Source organism: Mycobacterium sp. (genome assembly GCF_032159765.1).
Taxonomy (GTDB): Bacteria; Actinomycetota; Actinomycetes; order Mycobacteriales; family Mycobacteriaceae; genus Mycobacterium.
Genome location: NZ_JAVHWM010000097.1, coordinates 1 through 17,908 on the forward strand (window position 1 = coordinate 1; position 17,908 = coordinate 17,908).

The 17,908-nt window shown below is 66.3% G+C and carries 15 protein-coding genes; 11 read left to right on the forward strand and 4 right to left on the reverse strand.

Features of this window, described 5'->3' with window-relative positions; translation table 11 throughout:
- Positions 1-76: 76 nt before the first annotated feature.
- On the reverse strand, positions 77-850 hold the full coding sequence (locus QOH60_RS10580) for an MmpS family transport accessory protein (RefSeq protein ID WP_526419926.1): 774 nt from the start codon (positions 848-850) through the stop codon (positions 77-79).
- Between the two features lie 147 nt (positions 851-997).
- On the opposite strand from QOH60_RS10580, the gene QOH60_RS10585 reads away from it, so the two are divergent.
- The 4 genes from QOH60_RS10585 (at position 998) to QOH60_RS10600 (ending at position 5,180) form a co-directional block, all read left to right on the forward strand.
- Positions 998-2,779 (forward strand): N-acetylglutaminylglutamine amidotransferase, encoded by a 1,782-nt coding sequence (locus tag QOH60_RS10585; RefSeq protein WP_526419928.1) that lies wholly within the window; start codon positions 998-1,000, stop codon positions 2,777-2,779.
- A 38-nt stretch (positions 2,780-2,817) separates the two neighbouring features.
- Entirely contained in the window at positions 2,818-4,662 is a 1,845-nt protein-coding gene (locus QOH60_RS10590) for an alpha/beta hydrolase family protein (RefSeq protein ID WP_526419930.1), read from the forward strand.
- An 82-nt stretch (positions 4,663-4,744) separates the two neighbouring features.
- The gene (locus tag QOH60_RS10595) at positions 4,745-4,969 is read left to right on the forward strand and encodes a hypothetical protein (RefSeq protein ID WP_526419932.1); all 225 of its coding nucleotides are present in this window, start codon (positions 4,745-4,747) and stop codon (positions 4,967-4,969) included.
- A gap of 46 nt (positions 4,970-5,015) precedes the next feature.
- The gene (locus tag QOH60_RS10600) at positions 5,016-5,180 is read left to right on the forward strand and encodes a DUF6131 family protein (RefSeq protein WP_526419934.1); all 165 of its coding nucleotides are present in this window, start codon (positions 5,016-5,018) and stop codon (positions 5,178-5,180) included.
- Here QOH60_RS10600 and QOH60_RS10605 read toward each other — a convergent pair.
- Complete coding sequence (locus tag QOH60_RS10605; protein WP_526419936.1) at positions 5,177-5,803, reverse strand: SACE_7040 family transcriptional regulator; 627 nt, start codon at positions 5,801-5,803, stop codon at positions 5,177-5,179. The two genes, QOH60_RS10600 and QOH60_RS10605, sit on opposite strands and share 4 nt — an antisense overlap.
- 62 nt (positions 5,804-5,865) lie before the next feature.
- Here QOH60_RS10605 and QOH60_RS10610 point away from each other — a divergent pair, with 62 nt between their 5' ends.
- The 6 genes from QOH60_RS10610 (at position 5,866) to QOH60_RS10635 (ending at position 14,242) form a co-directional block, all read left to right on the forward strand.
- Positions 5,866-7,440 carry a carboxyl transferase domain-containing protein gene (locus QOH60_RS10610; RefSeq protein WP_526419938.1) on the forward strand — a complete coding sequence of 525 codons (1,575 nt, stop codon included), beginning with the start codon at positions 5,866-5,868 and terminating at the stop codon, positions 7,438-7,440.
- Positions 7,441-7,444: 4 nt separating this feature from the next.
- Positions 7,445-9,427, forward strand: a complete 1,983-nt coding sequence (locus QOH60_RS10615) for an acetyl/propionyl/methylcrotonyl-CoA carboxylase subunit alpha (RefSeq protein ID WP_526419940.1) — start codon at positions 7,445-7,447, stop codon at positions 9,425-9,427.
- On the forward strand, positions 9,424-10,605 hold the full coding sequence (locus QOH60_RS10620; protein ID WP_526419942.1) for an acyl-CoA dehydrogenase family protein: 1,182 nt from the start codon (positions 9,424-9,426) through the stop codon (positions 10,603-10,605). Before QOH60_RS10615 ends, QOH60_RS10620 begins: the two co-directional genes overlap by 4 nt.
- A 168-nt stretch (positions 10,606-10,773) precedes the next feature.
- Positions 10,774-11,886, forward strand: a complete 1,113-nt coding sequence (gene pdhA / locus QOH60_RS10625) for a pyruvate dehydrogenase (acetyl-transferring) E1 component subunit alpha (protein ID WP_526419944.1) — start codon at positions 10,774-10,776, stop codon at positions 11,884-11,886.
- Between the two features lie 26 nt (positions 11,887-11,912).
- Positions 11,913-12,941, forward strand: a complete 1,029-nt coding sequence (locus QOH60_RS10630; RefSeq protein ID WP_526420049.1) for an alpha-ketoacid dehydrogenase subunit beta — start codon at positions 11,913-11,915, stop codon at positions 12,939-12,941.
- The gene (locus QOH60_RS10635; RefSeq protein ID WP_526419946.1) at positions 12,938-14,242 is read left to right on the forward strand and encodes a 2-oxo acid dehydrogenase subunit E2; all 1,305 of its coding nucleotides are present in this window, start codon (positions 12,938-12,940) and stop codon (positions 14,240-14,242) included. The genes QOH60_RS10630 and QOH60_RS10635 overlap by 4 nt, the downstream gene beginning before the upstream one ends.
- A 72-nt stretch (positions 14,243-14,314) precedes the next feature.
- Here QOH60_RS10635 and QOH60_RS10640 read toward each other — a convergent pair whose 3' ends face one another.
- On the reverse strand, positions 14,315-15,067 hold the full coding sequence (locus tag QOH60_RS10640) for an enoyl-CoA hydratase (RefSeq protein ID WP_526419948.1): 753 nt from the start codon (positions 15,065-15,067) through the stop codon (positions 14,315-14,317).
- Between the two features lie 67 nt (positions 15,068-15,134).
- Here QOH60_RS10640 and QOH60_RS10645 point away from each other — a divergent pair, with 67 nt between their 5' ends.
- Positions 15,135-16,208 carry an NAD(P)H-dependent amine dehydrogenase family protein gene (locus tag QOH60_RS10645; protein WP_526419950.1) on the forward strand — a complete coding sequence of 358 codons (1,074 nt, stop codon included), beginning with the start codon at positions 15,135-15,137 and terminating at the stop codon, positions 16,206-16,208.
- Positions 16,209-16,349: 141 nt separating this feature from the next.
- Here the strand turns inward: QOH60_RS10645 and QOH60_RS10650 are convergent, their stop codons facing one another.
- Positions 16,350-17,753: an HNH endonuclease signature motif containing protein gene (locus tag QOH60_RS10650; protein ID WP_526419952.1), complete on the reverse strand. Its 1,404-nt coding sequence runs from the start codon at positions 17,751-17,753 to the stop codon at positions 16,350-16,352.
- Positions 17,754-17,908 lie beyond the last annotated feature (155 nt).

Genomic DNA, 17,908 nt, shown 5'->3' on the forward strand with positions numbered 1-17,908 from the left:
GCCGGCATCGGCGGTTTGCTGGTGGTGCTCGGCGCCGGGTTTGTGGCGATGCTGCTCGTGAGGACGCCGAACGCCGCTAACGAGTCGCCGGAGGGCACACCGTGAGCATTGCGCTTTTTCGCTCGACGACCTTCTTGCCGTCCACCGATATCGAGCACGTGATGTTCTTGCCTGAATTGGTCACGATGATGCTCGCCGACTCCTTCGCCGGCTTGGGCAGCTCGACTTCCTTGTGCCACGGCAACTCCACGCCGAATTCGCTCTGCAGCATGCCGCCGGTGTCGTTGTAGCTGATGGTGAGCGCCATGCCGTCGCCGGTCACGTCGTAGGACACCGATTCGGTCTCGCCCGACGTGTTCCCGCCCGGGGGCCCCGGTATGGGGATGGGCGGAAGCGACGGAATCCCCGTCGGCAGTGGCGGCAACGATGGCATTCCGGGCGGAAGCGACGGCAGCGACGGCTGCCGCGCCGACGGCCGGGAGGTCGGCGTCAGCGACGACGGCGCAGCGACTGATTTCTCCTTCGACGGGCTGGCGACGACGAATACGAGGTAGGCGACCAGCCCGATGACGCCGGCGACGGCGAAGCCCGCGAGGCCCCACAGCCACGGCCGACTGCCGCGCGGCGGATCTGGCGGTGTGGTGTCGGGCGTCGTGCCTGTGGGCGGTGGCGCCGGGTTGGTTTGCGTCCAATATGGGGGCAGTTGCTCGGTCGGGCTGAGGCCGGTCGGTGCGGAATACAGGGACCCGTACCCGGTGCCGCCGTATGCCGGGTCCGAATACGCATGCGAGCCCGTGTAGGCCTCGGTGGGATCCGACGGCACCGGGCCCGAGCCACGCGGGTCGGTCATGTCCACCTCTCGGTGATATCCACACCCATAGCAGCGAGGGTACCTGCGGAACGGGACCGTGGGTCTGCGCTCATCTGAGCGGTTTGTCTCGCGTCGTCGTGGGCACAGGAATGGCGGCGACCCAGGGTGTTGCGAGAGGGTAGAGGGATGTGCGGTATCTGCGGAGAGGTCCGGTTCGACGGACGGTCGGCTGACGTCGCGGCGGTGACACGGATGACGGCGGCGATGACGGCGCGCGGCCCCGACGCCGACGGTGTCGTCGCACACGGACCGGTGGCGTTCGGGCATCGTCGGCTGTCGATCATCGACCTGTCCAGCCACGGCGCGCAGCCGATGGTCGACAGCGAGCTCGGGCTGACGCTGGTGTTCAACGGCTGCATCTACAACTACAAGCAGCTGCGCGAGGAACTACAGGCCGCGGGCTACCGCTTCTTCTCCACCGCCGACAGCGAGGTGCTGCTCAAGGCATTCCACAAGTGGGGCCCGCAATGCGTCGAGCGCTTCAAGGGAATGTTCGCGTTCGCCATCGCAGACCGCGATTCCGGAGTGGTGACGCTGGGACGCGACCGGCTGGGCATCAAGCCGCTGTATCTTGCGGAGTCGCCGGGGCGGCTTCGCTTCGCGTCGTCGGTGCGCGCGCTGCTGGACGGCGGTGACGTGGACACCGAGCTGGATCGCTATGCGCTGCACCACTACATGAGTTTTCACGCCGTGGTGCCGGCTCCGCGCACCATTTACCAGGGCGTCCGCAAGCTGCCGCCCGCGACTGTGCGGGTGATTCAGCCCGACGGCAGGTTTGCCGACACGGTGTACTGGTCACCGGAATTCCGCCGGGATCCTGGGCGCAGCGGCTGGTCGAATCAGGACTGGCAAGACGCGTTGATCGATGCCCTGCGTGTTGCGGTGTCGCGCCGGATGGTGGCCGACGTTCCCGTCGGTGTACTGCTCTCCGGAGGCATCGACTCGTCAGTGGTCGTGGCGCTGCTCGCCGAACAGGGCCAGCACGGGCTGGCCACCTTCAGCATCGGATTCGACTCGGCGGGCGGGCAATCGGGCGACGAGTACTACTACTCGGACATGGTGGCCAAGGCGTTCGACACCGACCACCACAAGATCCACATCGACAACTCGCGACTGGTGCCCGCACTGCCGAAAACCATTGCCGCGATGAGCGAGCCGATGGTCAGCCACGACTGTGTCGCGTTCTATCTGCTCTCAGAGGAGGTCAGCAAGTCGATCAAGGTGGTGCAGTCAGGCCAGGGTGCCGACGAGATCCTGGCCGGCTACGACTGGTACCCGCCGCTGGCCAACATCGACCGCGGCCAGGTCACCGACGCATACGCCAAGGTGTTCTTCGACCGCGACCACCGCAGCGTGAACGCGATCTTCGCTCCCGAGTACTGCCTCGATGTCGACGCCAGCCGCGAGTTCGTCGCCGCGCACCAGAGCGCGCCGGGCGCCGACACGGCGGTCGATGCGGCGTTGCGCCTGGACACCGAGGTGATGCTGGTTGACGACCCGGTGAAGCGCGTCGACACCATGACAATGGCGTGGGGGCTGGAGGCGAGGGTCCCATTCCTCGACCACGACTTCGTCGAGCTCGCCGCCACCTGCCCGCCGGACCTCAAGTTGGCCTCGGGTGGCAAGGGTGTGCTGAAGGACGCGTCGAGAGCACTGCTGCCCGCTGAGGTGATCGACCGCACGAAGGGCTATTTCCCCGTGCCCGGGATTCGTCATATCGAGGGTGAGGTGTTCGACCTTGTCCGCGATGCCCTGACGAACCGGTCGGCCCGCAACCGTGGCCTGTACCGGCGCGAGACGCTGAAAGCCTTGTTGAATAAGCCGAACGAGGGCCGCACCACGCTCGGTGCCAACTCGCTGTGGCAGCTCGCGGTGCTGGAGATGTGGCTGCAGAGCATGGAGGGCTAATACTCTTGCAGCGGGTCCGCGCGAATTACGGGGCCTCGATGTCCCCAGATGCGACCGCGTTCGCACACATCGTCGACGACGGCGGTTATCCGCGTGCGGTGCAACGGTTTCTGCGTGGGTGGCGGGCGAGCTCGTCTCGTGACGTTGTCCTCCCCGTGGACGGGCCAGTGCTCCGCGTCATCCACTCCGCCGACGGTCACTGGCTGGCGTGCGAAGTTGCGCCGGAGGGCAGCACCAGGTCGCAGATCTGGGTGGTGACCACCGACCCGGACGACCGCATGGCCCGCCGCATCGACTTCCACGACGACGGGATGGCCGAGCTCGTCGGGTGGGACGGCACCCGGGTGGCCGCGATGCTGATGGGCGAGGACGGGGTCGGCGAATCCTGCCTGATCGATCCTGAGAACGGCAATCGCCTTGTGCTGGACCGCCGTTCCGGTGGCCGGCTGGTTGACGCCTGGTGCGGGGGCTCGCTGGTCAGGGTCGGCCCGCGCGGCTATCAGGAGTTGCTTCTTCTGCGTGGGCTGACCGAGATCGCGCTGCTGCCATCGGATCCGGGATCGGTCACCAACACGGGCGTCATCCTCGACGACCACTTTCCACGGCGAATCCGGTACGGGCCGACGGGCGAGGAGACCAGGCTCTACCAGCCGGCGATTGATTACGACGTGAACAGTTCGGAAGGCTATGTGCGCGCGCTGATTCGCAGCACCAACGGCTGTGAGCACACACGGCTGCTCGAGGTCACCGCGACGGCCGACGGCGTCTCGTACTACGTGGTGGCCGAACGTCAAGACTGTGACCTCGACGAGTTCGTCGTCAGCGATGACCTCAGTACCATCGCACTGCTGTGGAACATCGACGGCGGCAGCGAGCTGCAGATTTTGGAGTACACGGACAACACGCTCGCCGACCCAATTCCGTTGCCCGGCTTGGTCGCCAGTGAGCTCTCGATCAGCGCGGGCGGCTCGATGCTCGCGGTCACCGTCGAGGGTCCCTCGCTGCCGAGGACAGTCGAACTGGTGGATCCGCGCACAGGGGAATGGCAGCGCGTCGATAAGGAACCGAGCAGCGGCCCTGTGGTCGCAGCAGGCGCGCCGGGCCCCACGCTGCACACCATCACCGGTCGGGACGGGCAGGCGTTTGCCGCATGGCTGCACCGACCACCCCCTTCAGCCGGGGTGATCGGGGCGTTGGTGTACCTGCACGGGGGACCTGAGGGACAGTCACGGCCCGGCTATCACGAGTTCTTTCCCGATCTCCTCAACGCCGGAATCGCAGTGCTGACACCGAATGTGCGGGGATCTGGCGGTCTTGGCCGCACCTTCATGCACGCCGACGACAAAGAGAATCGCTTCGCCGCGATCGACGACGTCGCCGAATGTGCCCGGTTCCTCGTCGACTCGGGATTGGTGGACGCGAGCCGGGTCGCATGCGGCGGATGGTCCTACGGCGGCTATCTGACGCTGGCGGCGCTGACGTTTCACCCCACGGCGTGGGCGGCGGGAATCTGCATCTGCGGTATGAGTGACCTGACCACCTTCTATCGCAACACCGAGCCGTGGATCGCTGCGGCCGCGTACCCGAAATACGGTCATCCGGTAGGTGATCGGGAATTGCTCGAGGAACTGTCGCCGTTGCGGCGTGTCGACGCATTGACAGCGCCGCTGTTGGTAATGCACGGCGGAAACGACACCAATGTGCCTGTCAGCGAGTCCGAACAGATCGTCGCGGCCCTGCAGGACCTGGGCCGGCCGGTGCGCTACCTGGTGTTCGACGACGACGGGCACGACATCGTCAAGCAGGAAAATCGGGCCGTGCTGAACAGCGAGATGTGCGAGTGGCTCTGTGCTGCGTTTTCTGCAGGTCACCCGCCCCCGTAACTACCGGCGGCCCCTTGTGGTTTGCGCCATTTAACTGTTGGGTAAAAGCATTACACCCGAACGTGCGGATGGAGGCGCGAAGATGCGAAGTCCAGGTGGGATCATCGGGATCATCGTAGTGATCTGGCTGCTAATAGGGGTACTGGCTACATATCAGCGCGGATTGTTCGGGGGCCCGACCGCAGATTGTGCGAAAGCGGGCACGATCGCTCTGAACATCGTCGCCGGTCCGCTGAACTACTTCGGCCTGAGGCCAAAGGTCGAAGACTGCAAGATCGACCAGTCGAAGTTGCCGCAGCCGAGCTAGTACAGCCGTCAGGAACAACCACAACAGCGCAAAGATTGGAGTTATCATGATTGTCCTAGGAATTATCTTGCTGCTCGTCGGATATCTCGTTCCGACCACCATCGCATCAGTGCTCGTCACGATCGGCTGGATCCTGATAGTCGTCGGAGTGGTGTTGTGGATCCTTGGCGCGGTGAACCGCCCCGTCGCCGGCCGCCGCTACTGGTACTAACGAGAGTCGCCGCGGCTCTCGCCTGAGAGCGCCGCAACGGTCATCTCCCGCAGCAGCTGGCGAGACCGTGACAATTCAATATTCTTGGCGCCGTATGCCTTTAAGGCATACGGCGTCGAGTTCATTAGGCCGAAAGCCGCGTGAGCCATGAGCCGCGCGTCCGCCTCGTCGGTGCCGTCGAGCTCACAAATCAGGTCGACCCAGATCTCGACATACTGCCGCTGGGCCTTGCGCACTTGACGTTTCGCCCTGTCGGGCAGGTGCGCGAGGTCGCGGTCCTGGATACCGATGAGATTCGGCTCGTCAAGGGCGAAGTCAAGATGGAAGTCGACCAATCCGTCCAGCGCGTCCCGGGAGTTCTGCGCGGTCGCGACGACCGAACGGGCACCGGCCAACAGCCGTGTGCTGATGCCAACGAGCAGTTCGACCAGCATCGCTTCCTTGTTCGGGAAATGCCGGTAGATCGCGGGCCCACTGACACCGGCCGCAGCGCCGATGTCCTCCAGCCGCACAGCGTGATAGCCGCGCTCGGCGATCTGGCTCTCGGCGGCCGCGAGAAGTTTCGATCGGCGATCGGACTTCAGCCTGCTGCGACGCGTATCACTGTGGGCTTCGATGGACATTTCGGTTAATCCTAACTAACATCGTGTCAGTTAGCGACCATTAACTAGAATTCGATCGGGACGTGGCACCTAAAACTTCCTACCGAGACGATCATCTCGCGCTCGTAGCTGAGCTTCGCCGCAAACTCGCTGCGGCGGCGGTCGGAGGGTCCAAACGCGCACGAGAGCGCCACGTAGGCCGGGGAAAGCTGTTGCCGCGGGATCGGGTCAACGATTTGCTCGACCCGGGCAGCCCCTTTCTCGAGCTGTCCCCGCTGGCCGCAGATGACATGTACGGCAACGAGAGCCCCGGCGCAGGGATCATCACCGGGATCGGCCGGGTATCGGGTCGCGAGTGCGTGATCGTCACCAACGACGCGACCGTCAAAGGCGGCACGTACTACCCGATGACGGTGAAGAAGCATCTACGCGCTCAGGAGATCGGCCGTCAAAACCGGTTGCCCTGTATCTATCTCGTCGATTCAGGGGGTGCGTTCCTGCCGCGGCAAGACGAGGTGTTCCCCGACCGCGAGCACTTCGGCCGCATCTTCTTCAACCAGGCCACGATGAGCGCCGAGGGCATCCCGCAGATCGCCGCGGTGCTGGGCTCGTGCACGGCCGGTGGGGCATATGTGCCCGCGATGAGCGACGAGGCGGTGATCGTCCGCGATCAGGGCACGATCTTCCTCGGCGGTCCGCCGCTGGTGAAGGCGGCGACGGGCGAGGTAGTGACGGCCGAGGAGCTCGGCGGCGGAGAACTGCACGCCAAGACATCGGGCGTCACCGACCATCTCGCGCACGACGACCGCGACGCGCTGGCGATCGTGCGGCGGATCGTGGCGACGGTCGGCCCGCAGTCGGCCCTGCTGTGGGATGTGGCGCCGACCGTCGATCCGATCGCCGACCAGACCGAGCTCTACGACGTGGTGCCCACCGACCAGCGCATCCCGTACGACGTGCACGACGTCATCCTGCGCCTCGTCGACGGAGGCGAATTCTCGGAATTCAAGGCCGAATACGGCTCGTCGCTGGTCACCGGCTTCGCGCGGATTCACGGCCACCCCGTCGGTATCGTGGCCAACAACGGTGTGTTGTTCAGCGAATCAGCCCTCAAGGGAGCGCATTTCATCGAGCTCTGCGACAAACGCACAGTGCCACTGCTGTTCCTGCAGAATATCTCTGGGTTCATGGTCGGGCGCGACTACGAGGCGGGCGGGATCGCCAAGCACGGCGCCAAGATGGTCACGGCGGTCGCGTGTGCGCGCGTCCCGAAACTGACGGTGGTGATCGGGGGCTCCTTCGGAGCGGGCAACTACTCGATGTGCGGACGCGCGTATTCCCCACGGTTTCTGTGGATGTGGCCGAACGCACGGATCTCGGTGATGGGCGGCGAGCAGGCGGCATCCGTGCTCGCCACCGTGGAGGCCGACGGCCGCCAGGCGCAGGGCACGCCGTGGCCGGCCGAAGAGCAGGAGGCGTTCAAGGCGCCGATTCGTCAGCAGTACGAGGAACAGGGCAGCCCGTACTACTCGACCGCGCGGCTGTGGGACGACGGCATCATCGATCCTGCCGACACCAGAACTGTTCTCGGCCTCGCACTTTCAGTCGCCGGCCGAGCGCCGGTCGAGTCGGTTTCCTATGGCGTTTTCCGGATGTGACCGCATGACTTTTGATACTGTGCTGGTCGCCAACCGCGGCGAGATTGCCGTCCGAGTGATCCGGACGCTGCGGCGCATGGGGATCCGGTCGGTCGCCGTGTACAGCGACGCCGACGCCGGGGCACCACACGTGGCGTACGCGGACGTCGCGGTGCGGATCGGCCCCGCACCGGCCAGAGACAGCTATCTGAACATCGAAGCCATCGTGGACGCCGCGCGCCGCACTGGCGCACAAGCGATCCACCCCGGGTACGGATTCCTCTCCGAGAACGCTGATTTCGCGCGCGCGCTGGACGCCACGGGCATTGTTTTCATCGGGCCTCCGACCGACGCGATTAAGACGATGGGCGACAAGATCTCCGCCAAGGCGGCAGTCGCGCCGTTCGGGGTGCCGGTGGTACCGGGAATCGCGCGGCCTTCGATGACCGACCGCGAATTGATCGACGCGGCAGGCGGCATCGGCTACCCGATCCTGGTGAAGCCGTCCGCCGGCGGCGGCGGCAAGGGAATGCGGGTGGTCAACGACGCGTCGGCGCTGCCCGACGCGCTCGCAGCGGCGCGCCGCGAATCGGCCGCTGCCTTCGGCGACGACACGCTGTTCCTCGAACGATACGTCTTGCAGCCCAGGCATATCGAGGTGCAGGTGCTTGCCGACCAATACGGCAACGTTGTGCATTTCGGCGAGAGGGAGTGCAGCCTGCAACGCCGGCATCAGAAGGTGATCGAAGAAGCCCCGTCGCCGCTGCTCGACGCGGCGACCCGCGACCGGATCGGCGGTGCGGCCTGTGAGACCGCCCGCAGCGTCGACTACACCGGTGCGGGCACAGTCGAATTCATCGTTTCGGCCGACCGCCCCGACGAGTTCTTCTTTCTCGAGATGAACACGCGGCTGCAGGTCGAGCATCCGGTCACCGAGATGGTCACCGGCTGGGATCTGGTCGAGTGGCAGGTGCGCATCGCAGCAGGGGAGAAGCTTCCCGCCACGATGAACGACATCACGCTCACCGGCCACGCGATCGAGGCTCGGGTGTATGCCGAAGACCCCGCACACGGGTTCCTGCCGACGGGCGGCACAGTGCTCGACCTTATTGAGCCGGAAGGTATTTCCGGTGTCCGCATCGACTCCGGGCTGGCCGCCGGGATCACGATCGGCAGCGATTATGACCCGATGCTGGCAAAGATCATCGCGTACGGCACAGACCGCGCCGCGGCGCTACGCCTCCTCGACCGGGCGCTCAGCCAGACCGCGGTGCTCGGTGTGGTGACCAACATCGACTTCCTCCGCGACACACTCGGCGATCCGGACGTGGTGGCCGGTCGACTCGACACCGGATTGCTCGACCGTCGCGGCTTCTCCGAGCCGGTACCGACCGACGATCAGCTGATCGCGGCGGCCGCATATCGCTGGGTGTTGGCGTGGGCCAACGCCTCCGGCGACCTGTGGACCCAGCCGTCGGGATGGCGTGTCGGTGACCGGGCGTCCACCAGCTCCCGGCTGCACGCCGGCGCGCGCACCGACCATGTCCACATTTCCGGGCGGCCCGGGCACGCCTCCGTGCGCATCGAAGACGGCGAAAGTCGCACGCTGACAGCTACTTTGACTGATGGGACGGTCGCGGTCACGATTGACGGTATCCGTCGCGAGTACGCCGTCGCCGCCGACGACAACCACATCTGGCTCGCCAGCCCCGCAGGCACTGTCGTGGTGACCGAGGTGCGGGAGGAAGCCGTGCGGCCCGACGACGCACACAGCGGGGATGCCGATCTGACCAGCCCGATGCCGGGCACCGTCGTCGCGCTCGGGGTCGAGTCCGCCGCCGAGGTCACCGCGGGCGCCGTCGTCGTCACCGTCGAGGCCATGAAAATGGAGCACGCGCTCACCGCGCCTGTCGACGGCACCGCCGAACTGCTCGTCAACGTCGGCGACCAAGTCAAAGTCGGGCAGTTACTGGCCCGGATCACCGCTCACCAGAAGGAAACACCGTGACGGATTTCTTGTCGACAGCCGCGTTACCGGATGACTACGACCAGCTCGCGAAGACCGTACGCGATTTCGCCAAGACGGTCGTTGCCCCCGTGGCGGCCAAACACGATGCCGAGCACTCGTTCCCCTACGAGGTGGTGGCCGGGATGGCCGACATGGGCCTGTTCGGCCTTCCTTTCCCCGAGGAGTACGACGGGATGGGCGGCGACTACTTCGCGCTGTGCCTGGCGGTGGAGGAACTCGCGAAAGTCGACCAAAGCGTCGCGGTGACACTGGAAGCCGGTGTGTCGCTGGGCGCGATGCCGATCTACCGGTTCGGCACCGAAGCCCAGAAGAAGGAGTGGCTGCCCGAATTGGCCAGTGGCCACGCGCTCGGCGCGTTCGGCCTGACCGAGCCCGACGGCGGCTCGGACGCCGGGGCCACCAAGACCACGGCGATCCTCGACGGCGACGAGTGGGTGATCAACGGCAGCAAGCAGTTCATCACCAACTCGGGAACCGACATCACCCGGCTGGTCACCGTCACGGCCGTGACCAATCGGGCCCAGCGCCACAAGGAAGTCTCCTCCCCGCACAAGGAGATCTCGTCGATCGTCGTGCCGCTGCCGGCACAGGGATGCACCGTCGGCCCCGCCTACGACAAGGTCGGCTGGAACGCATCCGACACGCATCCCCTCACATTCAGCGACGTGAGGGTGCCCAAGGAGAACCTGCTCGGCGAGCGTGGCCGTGGCTACGCCAACTTCCTGCGCACTCTCGACGAGGGCCGTATCGCGATCGCCGCGCTTGCCACGGGTGCCGCCCAGGGGTGCGTGGACGAAAGCGTGAAGTACGCCAAGGACAGGCACGCGTTCGGCAAGGCGATCGGCAGGCATCAGGCGGTGGCCTTCAAGATCGCGAGGATGGATGCGCGAGCCCACGCCGCGCGCACCGCCTACTATGACGCGGCCGCTCTGATGCTCGCTGGGAAGCCGTTCAAGCGCGAGGCCGCGATCGCCAAGCTGGTGGCCAGCGAGGCCGCGATGGACAACGCACGCGACGCCACGCAGATTCATGGTGGCTACGGCTTCATGAACGAGTTCACCGTCGCTCGCCACTATCGCGACAGCAAAATCCTGGAGATCGGCGAGGGCACGTCCGAAGTCCAATTGATGGTGATCGCGCGCCTGCACGGACTCTGAGTTCCGCGTTCCCGAAAACCTTAGCAACCTCGGCGATCTTTGCTGCGCTGCGACTTGCCGGGCGTTGGCGTTAACTGGCAACCTGGCTGACCGCGCGTACCCTGAACTCACAGGGCGAGTTCGAGCGGTGGCCCTCCGAACGTTCGGACGCGAGACTGAGGAGGCGGTTTGTCTGAGCCGTTGACCACTGTCGCACTGGAGCCCGTCTGCCTGGTGGGACCTGACGGGCGGCCCACCGACGAAGACCGGTACTCCCGCGAGCTGCCCACCGAGACCCTGTCCTGGCTCTACGAGATGATGGTCGTCACCCGCGCGCTCGACAGCGAATTCGTGAACCTGCAGCGGCAGGGCGAGTTGGCGCTGTTCCCGTCCAGCAACGGCCAGGAGGCCGCGCAGGTGGGCGCGGCCGCGGCCTTGCGCAAAACGGACTGGCTGTTCCCGCAATACCGCGAGCTGGGCGTCTACCTGGTGCGCGGCATCCCGCCCGGCAACATCGGCCTGATGTGGCGCGGCACCTGGCTGGGTGGGTTGCAGTTCGACAAGAAGCGGTGCGCGCCGATGAGCATCCCCATCGGCACTCAAGCCCTGCACGCGGTCGGCGCCGCGATGGCCGCCCAGCGGCTCGGTGAAGACTCGATCACTGTGGCGTTCATCGGTGACGGTGCCACCAGCACCGGCGACGTGCACGAGGCGCTCAACTTCGCGGCGGTGTTCAAGGCGCCGTGCGTGTTCTACGTCCAGAACAACCAGTGGGCAATCTCGGTGCCGGTGAGCCGGCAGAGCGCGGCACCATCCTTGGCGCACAAGGCGATTGGCTATGGAATGCCGGGCATCCGCGTCGACGGCAACGATCCGCTTGCGTGCTTCGCGGTGATGGCCGAGGCTGCCAAGCGAGCGCGCGCGGGCGACGGGCCGACGCTCATCGAGGCGGTCACCTACCGGATGGGGCCGCACACCACCTCCGACGACCCGACGCGGTACCGGACGCAGGACGAGCTCGATCGATGGTCTGCGCTCGATCCGATCGTGCGCTACCGCACGTACCTCGAATCGATCGGTGTCTGGAGCCCGCGAACCGAAAGCGTCATCGAGGGGCGCGCCGCGCGGCTGCGTACAGAGCTGCGCGACGCCGTCTTCGGTGCGCCTGATGTCGATGCCACGGAGCTTTTCGAGCATGTCTACGCGGAGATGACGCCGGACCTGATCGCGCAACGAGACCAGCTCCTCGCCGAACTAGCACAATCCGTTCCTGCTCCTCACGTCCGCGGCGAGGCGCAGTGACCGATACCGCAGAGCGAGCGTCTGACATGACAATGGGCAACCCGGGGCCGACCCCCAGCAGCGTGGCATCAGCCAGCGCCAACATGACGATGGTGCAGGCGATCAACCGTGCGTTGCATGACGCAATGACCGCCGACGAGCGGGTGCTGGTGTTCGGCGAGGACGTGGCGGCCCAAGGCGGCGTCTTCCGGGTCACCGAGGGATTGGCCGACGCGTTCGGTCCGCAGCGATGTTTCGATACGCCCTTGGCGGAGTCCGCGCTGATCGGCATCTCGATCGGCATGGCGATCCGCGGACTGGTCCCGGTGCCCGAGATCCAGTTCGACGGTTTTGCGTACCCGGCCTTTGACCAGGTGGTCAGCCATCTGGCGAAGTACCGCATGCGCACCCGCGGCGAGATCGCGATGCCGGTGACGATCCGCATCCCGTCGTTCGGCGGAATCGGTGCGGCAGAACATCATTCGGAGTCCACCGAGACGTATTGGGCCCACACAGCAGGCCTGAAGGTCGTCGTCCCGTCGACGCCGTCGGATGCGTACTGGCTGCTACGGTACGCGATTGCGTGCCCGGACCCGGTGATCTACCTCGAGCCAAAGCGGCGCTACTGGAGTCGCGAAGGCGTCGACACCGCAACGCCGGGCTTGGCGTTCGGCCAGGCGGCGGTGCGGCGCACCGGCGGCGACGTCACCGTCGTCACGTACGGCGGCGTCGTCGACACCGCGCTGCGCGCGGCCGAGCTGGCCGAGGAGCACCACGGCTGGAGCATCGAGGTGATCGATCTGCGCTCGCTGTCACCGCTGGACTTCGAGACGATCGCAGCCTCGATCCGCAAGACCGGCCGCGCCGTCGTATTGCACGAAGGCTCACGGACATTGGGCTACGGTGCAGAATTGGCAGCCCGCATTCAGGAAGGGCTGTTCTACGAGCTGGAGGCACCCGTGATGCGCGCGACCGCCTTCGACACCCCGTATCCGCCTGCCCGGCTGGAGAAGCTGTGGCTGCCCGGGGTCGACCGGCTCCTGGATTGCGTCGAGCGTTCGCTGAGACAACCATGACGACCGAGGCCGTCAAGCCGTTCCTGTTGCCGGACCTCGGTGAGGGCCTCGAAGACGCGATGATCGCGACCTGGCATGTGAACGTCGGCGACGACATCGAGCTGAACCAGCCGCTGTGTTCGGTCGAAACGGCGAAGGCGCAAGTCGAGATACCCAGCCCGTACTCGGGGCGGGTTGTCGAACTCGGCGGTGACGAGGGCCAGACGCTCGACGTCGGATCGGTCCTGGTCCGGATCGACACTTCGTTCGGCTCTGCGCCGGCGGACCTGTCTGAACACCTCGACGGCGAGAACGGCAACGGCGCGTCGCACACCGCGGTGCTGGTCGGGTACGGAACCGACGACGAACTCGACCGCAGCAGGCGCGCCACGCCGCCGAAGGGTGCTCAAGTGGACCAACCGCTTTCGGAGCGGCTGCGGCCGCGGGCCGCACCGCCCGTCCGCAAGCTGGCCGCGGATCTGATGGTCGACCTTTCGCAGCTCTATCCCGGGTCGGGGGAGGACGGCATCATCACCCGCGAGGACGTGCTCACCGCTGCGGGGGAGACCGCGTCGGATCCGCCGCCGCAGACCCGTCCTGGCCGTCCCTACGACGTGTTGCCGGTGCGCGGTGTGAAGATGTGGATGGCGGAGCGGATAGCGTTGTCGCGCAGCCGGATTCCGGATTCGCATGCCAGTGTGCAGGTCGACTGCGGCAATCTGCTGACGCTTCGCGAGCGGTTCAAATCGGCGGTGGGAGAGCGCGGCAGGCACATCACGCCGTTCGTGCTGACACTGCGCCTGCTGGTGATCGCGTTGAACCACAACAGGATTTTCAACTCGACGTGGGTGGATTCGCCCGGCGGGCCACAAGTGCACACTCACACGATGGTCAACCTCGGGTTCGCGGTCGCCACCAACCGCGGTCTGCTGGTCCCGGTGATCGCCGACGCGCACACGAAGACCACACCCCAACTGGCCGACAGCGTGTCCGAGCTCATCCGCGGCGCGCGGGAAGGCACGCTGAAACCGACTGAGCTGCAAGGCTCGACGTTCACGGTGTCGAATTTCGGTGCGCTCGGCCTCGACGAGGGGGTTCCGGTGATCAACTACCCGGAGGCCGCGATCCTCGGGGTCGGATCGCTGAAGCCCCGCGCCGTCGTTGTCGAGACCGAGGAGGGCTACGAAATCGTGCCCCGCCACACGATGACCCTGACGTGCGCGTTCGACCACCGCATCGCCGACGGCGCTCAGGTGGCCGCCTTCCTTGGCGAGTTGCGTGAGCTGATCGAGTCGCCCGAAATGGCGCTGCTCGACCTCTAACTTCTCCCGCGAAATGGAATTCCATGTAGTGATTCGGGAGCTTTTACGACGCTGGCTTCCGTCTCGGCGAAACTAGCGCTTCTTCGCGGCGGCAAGCCTCGCGGCGAATTCCGGTGATCGGATCGACTGCGCCTGCGGGCCGACCTCTGCGCCGACGGCGTACGCGTGCTGTTCGCTGTCGACGGCGCCGGGGCTGACGGTGCGGCGCATGGTCGCCTTGGTGGCGACGACGACCTCGCGGGGCGCCGACGCGGGCCCGGCCGCTAGCTCCAACGCGGCGGCGACGGGGTCGTCGGCGAGGCTGAGCGCCACGCCGTGCCGCACCGCGCTCTCGGCGTCGAAGCGGATGCCGAACAGCAGGGCGGCGCGGGCCACCTCGGGTCCGGCGGCGCGCTGCAGCATCCACGTCATGCCGCCGCCCGGGTGAATGCCAAGTTTCTGGAACCTGGCGTCGAACAACGCGTTCGGGCCGGCGATGCGGACATCGCAGGCCAGCGCGAGGTTCAGCCCGGCGCCGACCGCCGGGCCGTTGACCGCGGCGACGGTCGGCAACGTGCAGTCGGCCACTGCCAGGAAGCCGTCGTAGAGCTGCTTGAGGCCGTCCTGCTCGGCGGATCCCAGCGCCGACAGGTCCGCGCCGGCGCAGAACGCGCTACCCGCACCGGTGACGACCACCGCGTGCACGCCCGGGTCGGCGTCGGCTCGCGCCACCGCAGCCCGCAGCCCTGCCGAGATGTCGCCGGTGACGGCATTGCGTCGGTCGGGGTCATTGACCGTGATCAGCGCGACGCGATCGCGCACTTCGAACAGGACCGGATCTGCCATCCGTCCACAGTAACGGCGCGCACGCGGGCTACATTCGAGGCGTCTCATGATGCGCAAAGGAGCGGGCATGGCGTTACGGGTCATCCAGTGGGCCACCGGTGGGGTGGGCAAGGCCGCGATCGAAGGCATTCTCAACCACCCGGAGCTTGAGCTGGTTGGATGCTGGGTGCATTCAAAAGACAAGGACGGCAAGGATGTTGGCGAGATCATCGGTGGTCCACCGCTGGGTGTCATCGCGACGTCGAGCATCGACGAGATCCTCGCCCTCGCCGCGGACTCCGTGGTGTACGCCCCTTTGTTGTGGAATGCCGACGAAGTGGCCGCGCTGCTGGCGTCGGGCAAGGACGTCGTCAGCCCGGTCGGGCCGATCTACCCGTCCGAGCGCCAGGCCGCCCCGCTGGTGGCGGCGTGCGCACAGGGGAACTCGAGCGTGCACGGCACCGGCATCCACCCGGGTGGCGTCACCGAAATCTTCCCGCTGATGTTCTCGGCGATGTCGTCGGCAGTCACATTCGTTCGCGCCGAGGAGTTTTCGGATATCAGGACCTACGGCGCGCCCGATGTCATCCGGCACGTCATGTGCTTCGGCGGCACGCCCGAAGAGGCCAATAACGGCATCATGGTCAAGGCGCTCAGCGGCGGCTTCAAGCAGTCGATACACATGGTGATGGAGGGGCTGGGCCTTACGGGTCGCGCGGAGATCCGCACCATTCACGAGTCCGCGGTGGCCACGGCCCCGATCGAGTCGCCGATCGGCACGATTCAGCCTGGCCAGGTCGCAGGCCAGAAGTTCCACTGGGAGGCCGTCGTCGAAGGCGAAGTCGTCATGCGGACCGGCGTCACGTGGCTCATGGGTGAGGAAAGCCTCGATCCCGCATGGACTTTCGGCGCAGGCGGGGAGCGCTACGAGATCGAGGTCAAGGGTAATCCCGACACCGTCGTGATGATCAAGGGCTGGACGCCCGAACTCGTCGACGGTGAACTGCTGACGAGCCCGGGAATCGTTGCCACAGCGTTGCATTGCGTGAACGCGGTGCCCTACGTGCGTGATGCACCGCCCGGCATCGTCACCTCGCTGGATCTACCACTGGTCGCCGGCCGCGCGCATCCGCGGCTCCTCGGCGCGTGCAGACGCAAATAGCTGATTTCGGGTGGAAATGGGGGCTTTTGCGTCTGCTCGCGATCCGTTCGTTCTCGCCAAGTCGCCGTTGGACGTCGCAGCATAGGTGCCGTTGAGGCCCAAGGCATCGCCGGAAGCGATAGCTGAACCCCTTGGCGCGCCTCAACTCTCGCCTGCCTCGGGGTCGTCTTCGTCGTCGTTTCGGAGGTAGCGCTGTGGGTGCCAGTAGCCGTTGGTGGTGGGTTTGCCGAAGTCCAGGTGTGGTGGGGGGATCCATTGGGTGATGCCGTCGGCGGTTTTGCGGGTGGTCCAGCCGTCCTGGTCGAGGAGGCGGTGGTCGGGTCCGCAGGCGAAGGTCAGGTTGTCGATGTCGGTGCGCCCGCCGCGGGCCCATTGGTTGACGTGGTGGACCTCGCAGAGGTATCCGGGTGTGGTGCAGCCGGGTCGGCTGCAGCCGCGGTCTTTGGCGTGCAACACGATCCGCTGCGCGGGGGTGGCGATGCGTTTGGTTTCGGCTAGATACAGTTCGCGGCTGGTGTGTTTGTCGTAGATGCGTAGGTAGTGCCGGGCGTGGCTGGCCATGCGGATCAGGTCGGACATGGGCACGGTGGTGCCGGCGCCGGTGTGGGCGACCCCGGCCGCAGACTCTAGTTCTTGCAGTGTGGTGGAGACCACCACGGATACCGGCAGCCCGTGGTGGGAGCCGAGTTCGCCGGAGGACAGCACGCTGCGACATAGTGCGTTCAGTGCATCGTGGTTGCGCTGGGCCTGGCTGCGCCGGTCGGCCTGCTGTGCGGCTTCGGAGGGCTCGCCGTCCACGACCGGTGATTCATCGCTCGGGTCGCACATGCCGGGCGCGGCCAACTTGCTGTAGGCGGCATCAAGGCTCGCGCGTGCTTCGGGAGTGAGCCATCCGATTATCCGGCTCATGCCGTAGATGTCTTGGCGGCTGATGGTGATGCCGCGGGCGCGGGCGCGGTCGTCATCGGTGAAATTGCCGTCCGGGTTGAGGCAGTCGGCGAGCTTGTCGGCGATAGTTCGGAGTTCGTCGGGGCGCAGTGTGCTGGCGTGGGCGGCCAGGTCGGCTTCGGCGTGTTCGCGGGTGGGTGCGTCGACCCAGCTGGGCAGCTTGTGGAAGAACCGGGCGATCTCACGCACGTGACCCTCGTTGATCGTTGCGGCGTGTTGGGCGGCTGCGGTGGCCGGCCACCGCGGTGGCAAAGGTTCGCCTGTCAGGGTGCGCCGTGTGCCGAGGACTTCGGCGTCGGCGATGCGCCGGTGGGCTTCGTCGGAGCGGATGTGCAGCCGGTCGGCCAGGTATTGCTTCAGTGAGCCGCCGATCTGCTCGGCGCTGGCCTGCTGGGTCAGCGTGTTGATGGCGGCGTGCTCGACGACGGGCAGTAGGCGTCGCACGGCTTCGGTGGTGTCCAGCACGGTGCACAGGTCGGCGAATCCGAGCGTGTCCAGGGCTTCGGCGGGCAGCGCTGCCGCCGCGGCGGCCGCCTCGCCCAGGCGGGCGAGGACAGCCATCACCGCCTCCCGGCCGGGTCCCGAACTCGAACGCATATTCGAATACTATCCCCGCCCGCCGACACTAGACTGCACCAATCCACAACCAAAACCCCTGTGGATAACCATCTTTCACGCAAACAGTTTTGTCAGACCCAAGTGGTACGGCCCGGCCTCACCCGTGACGCTATGGTGAGGTCTTCGACGACGGG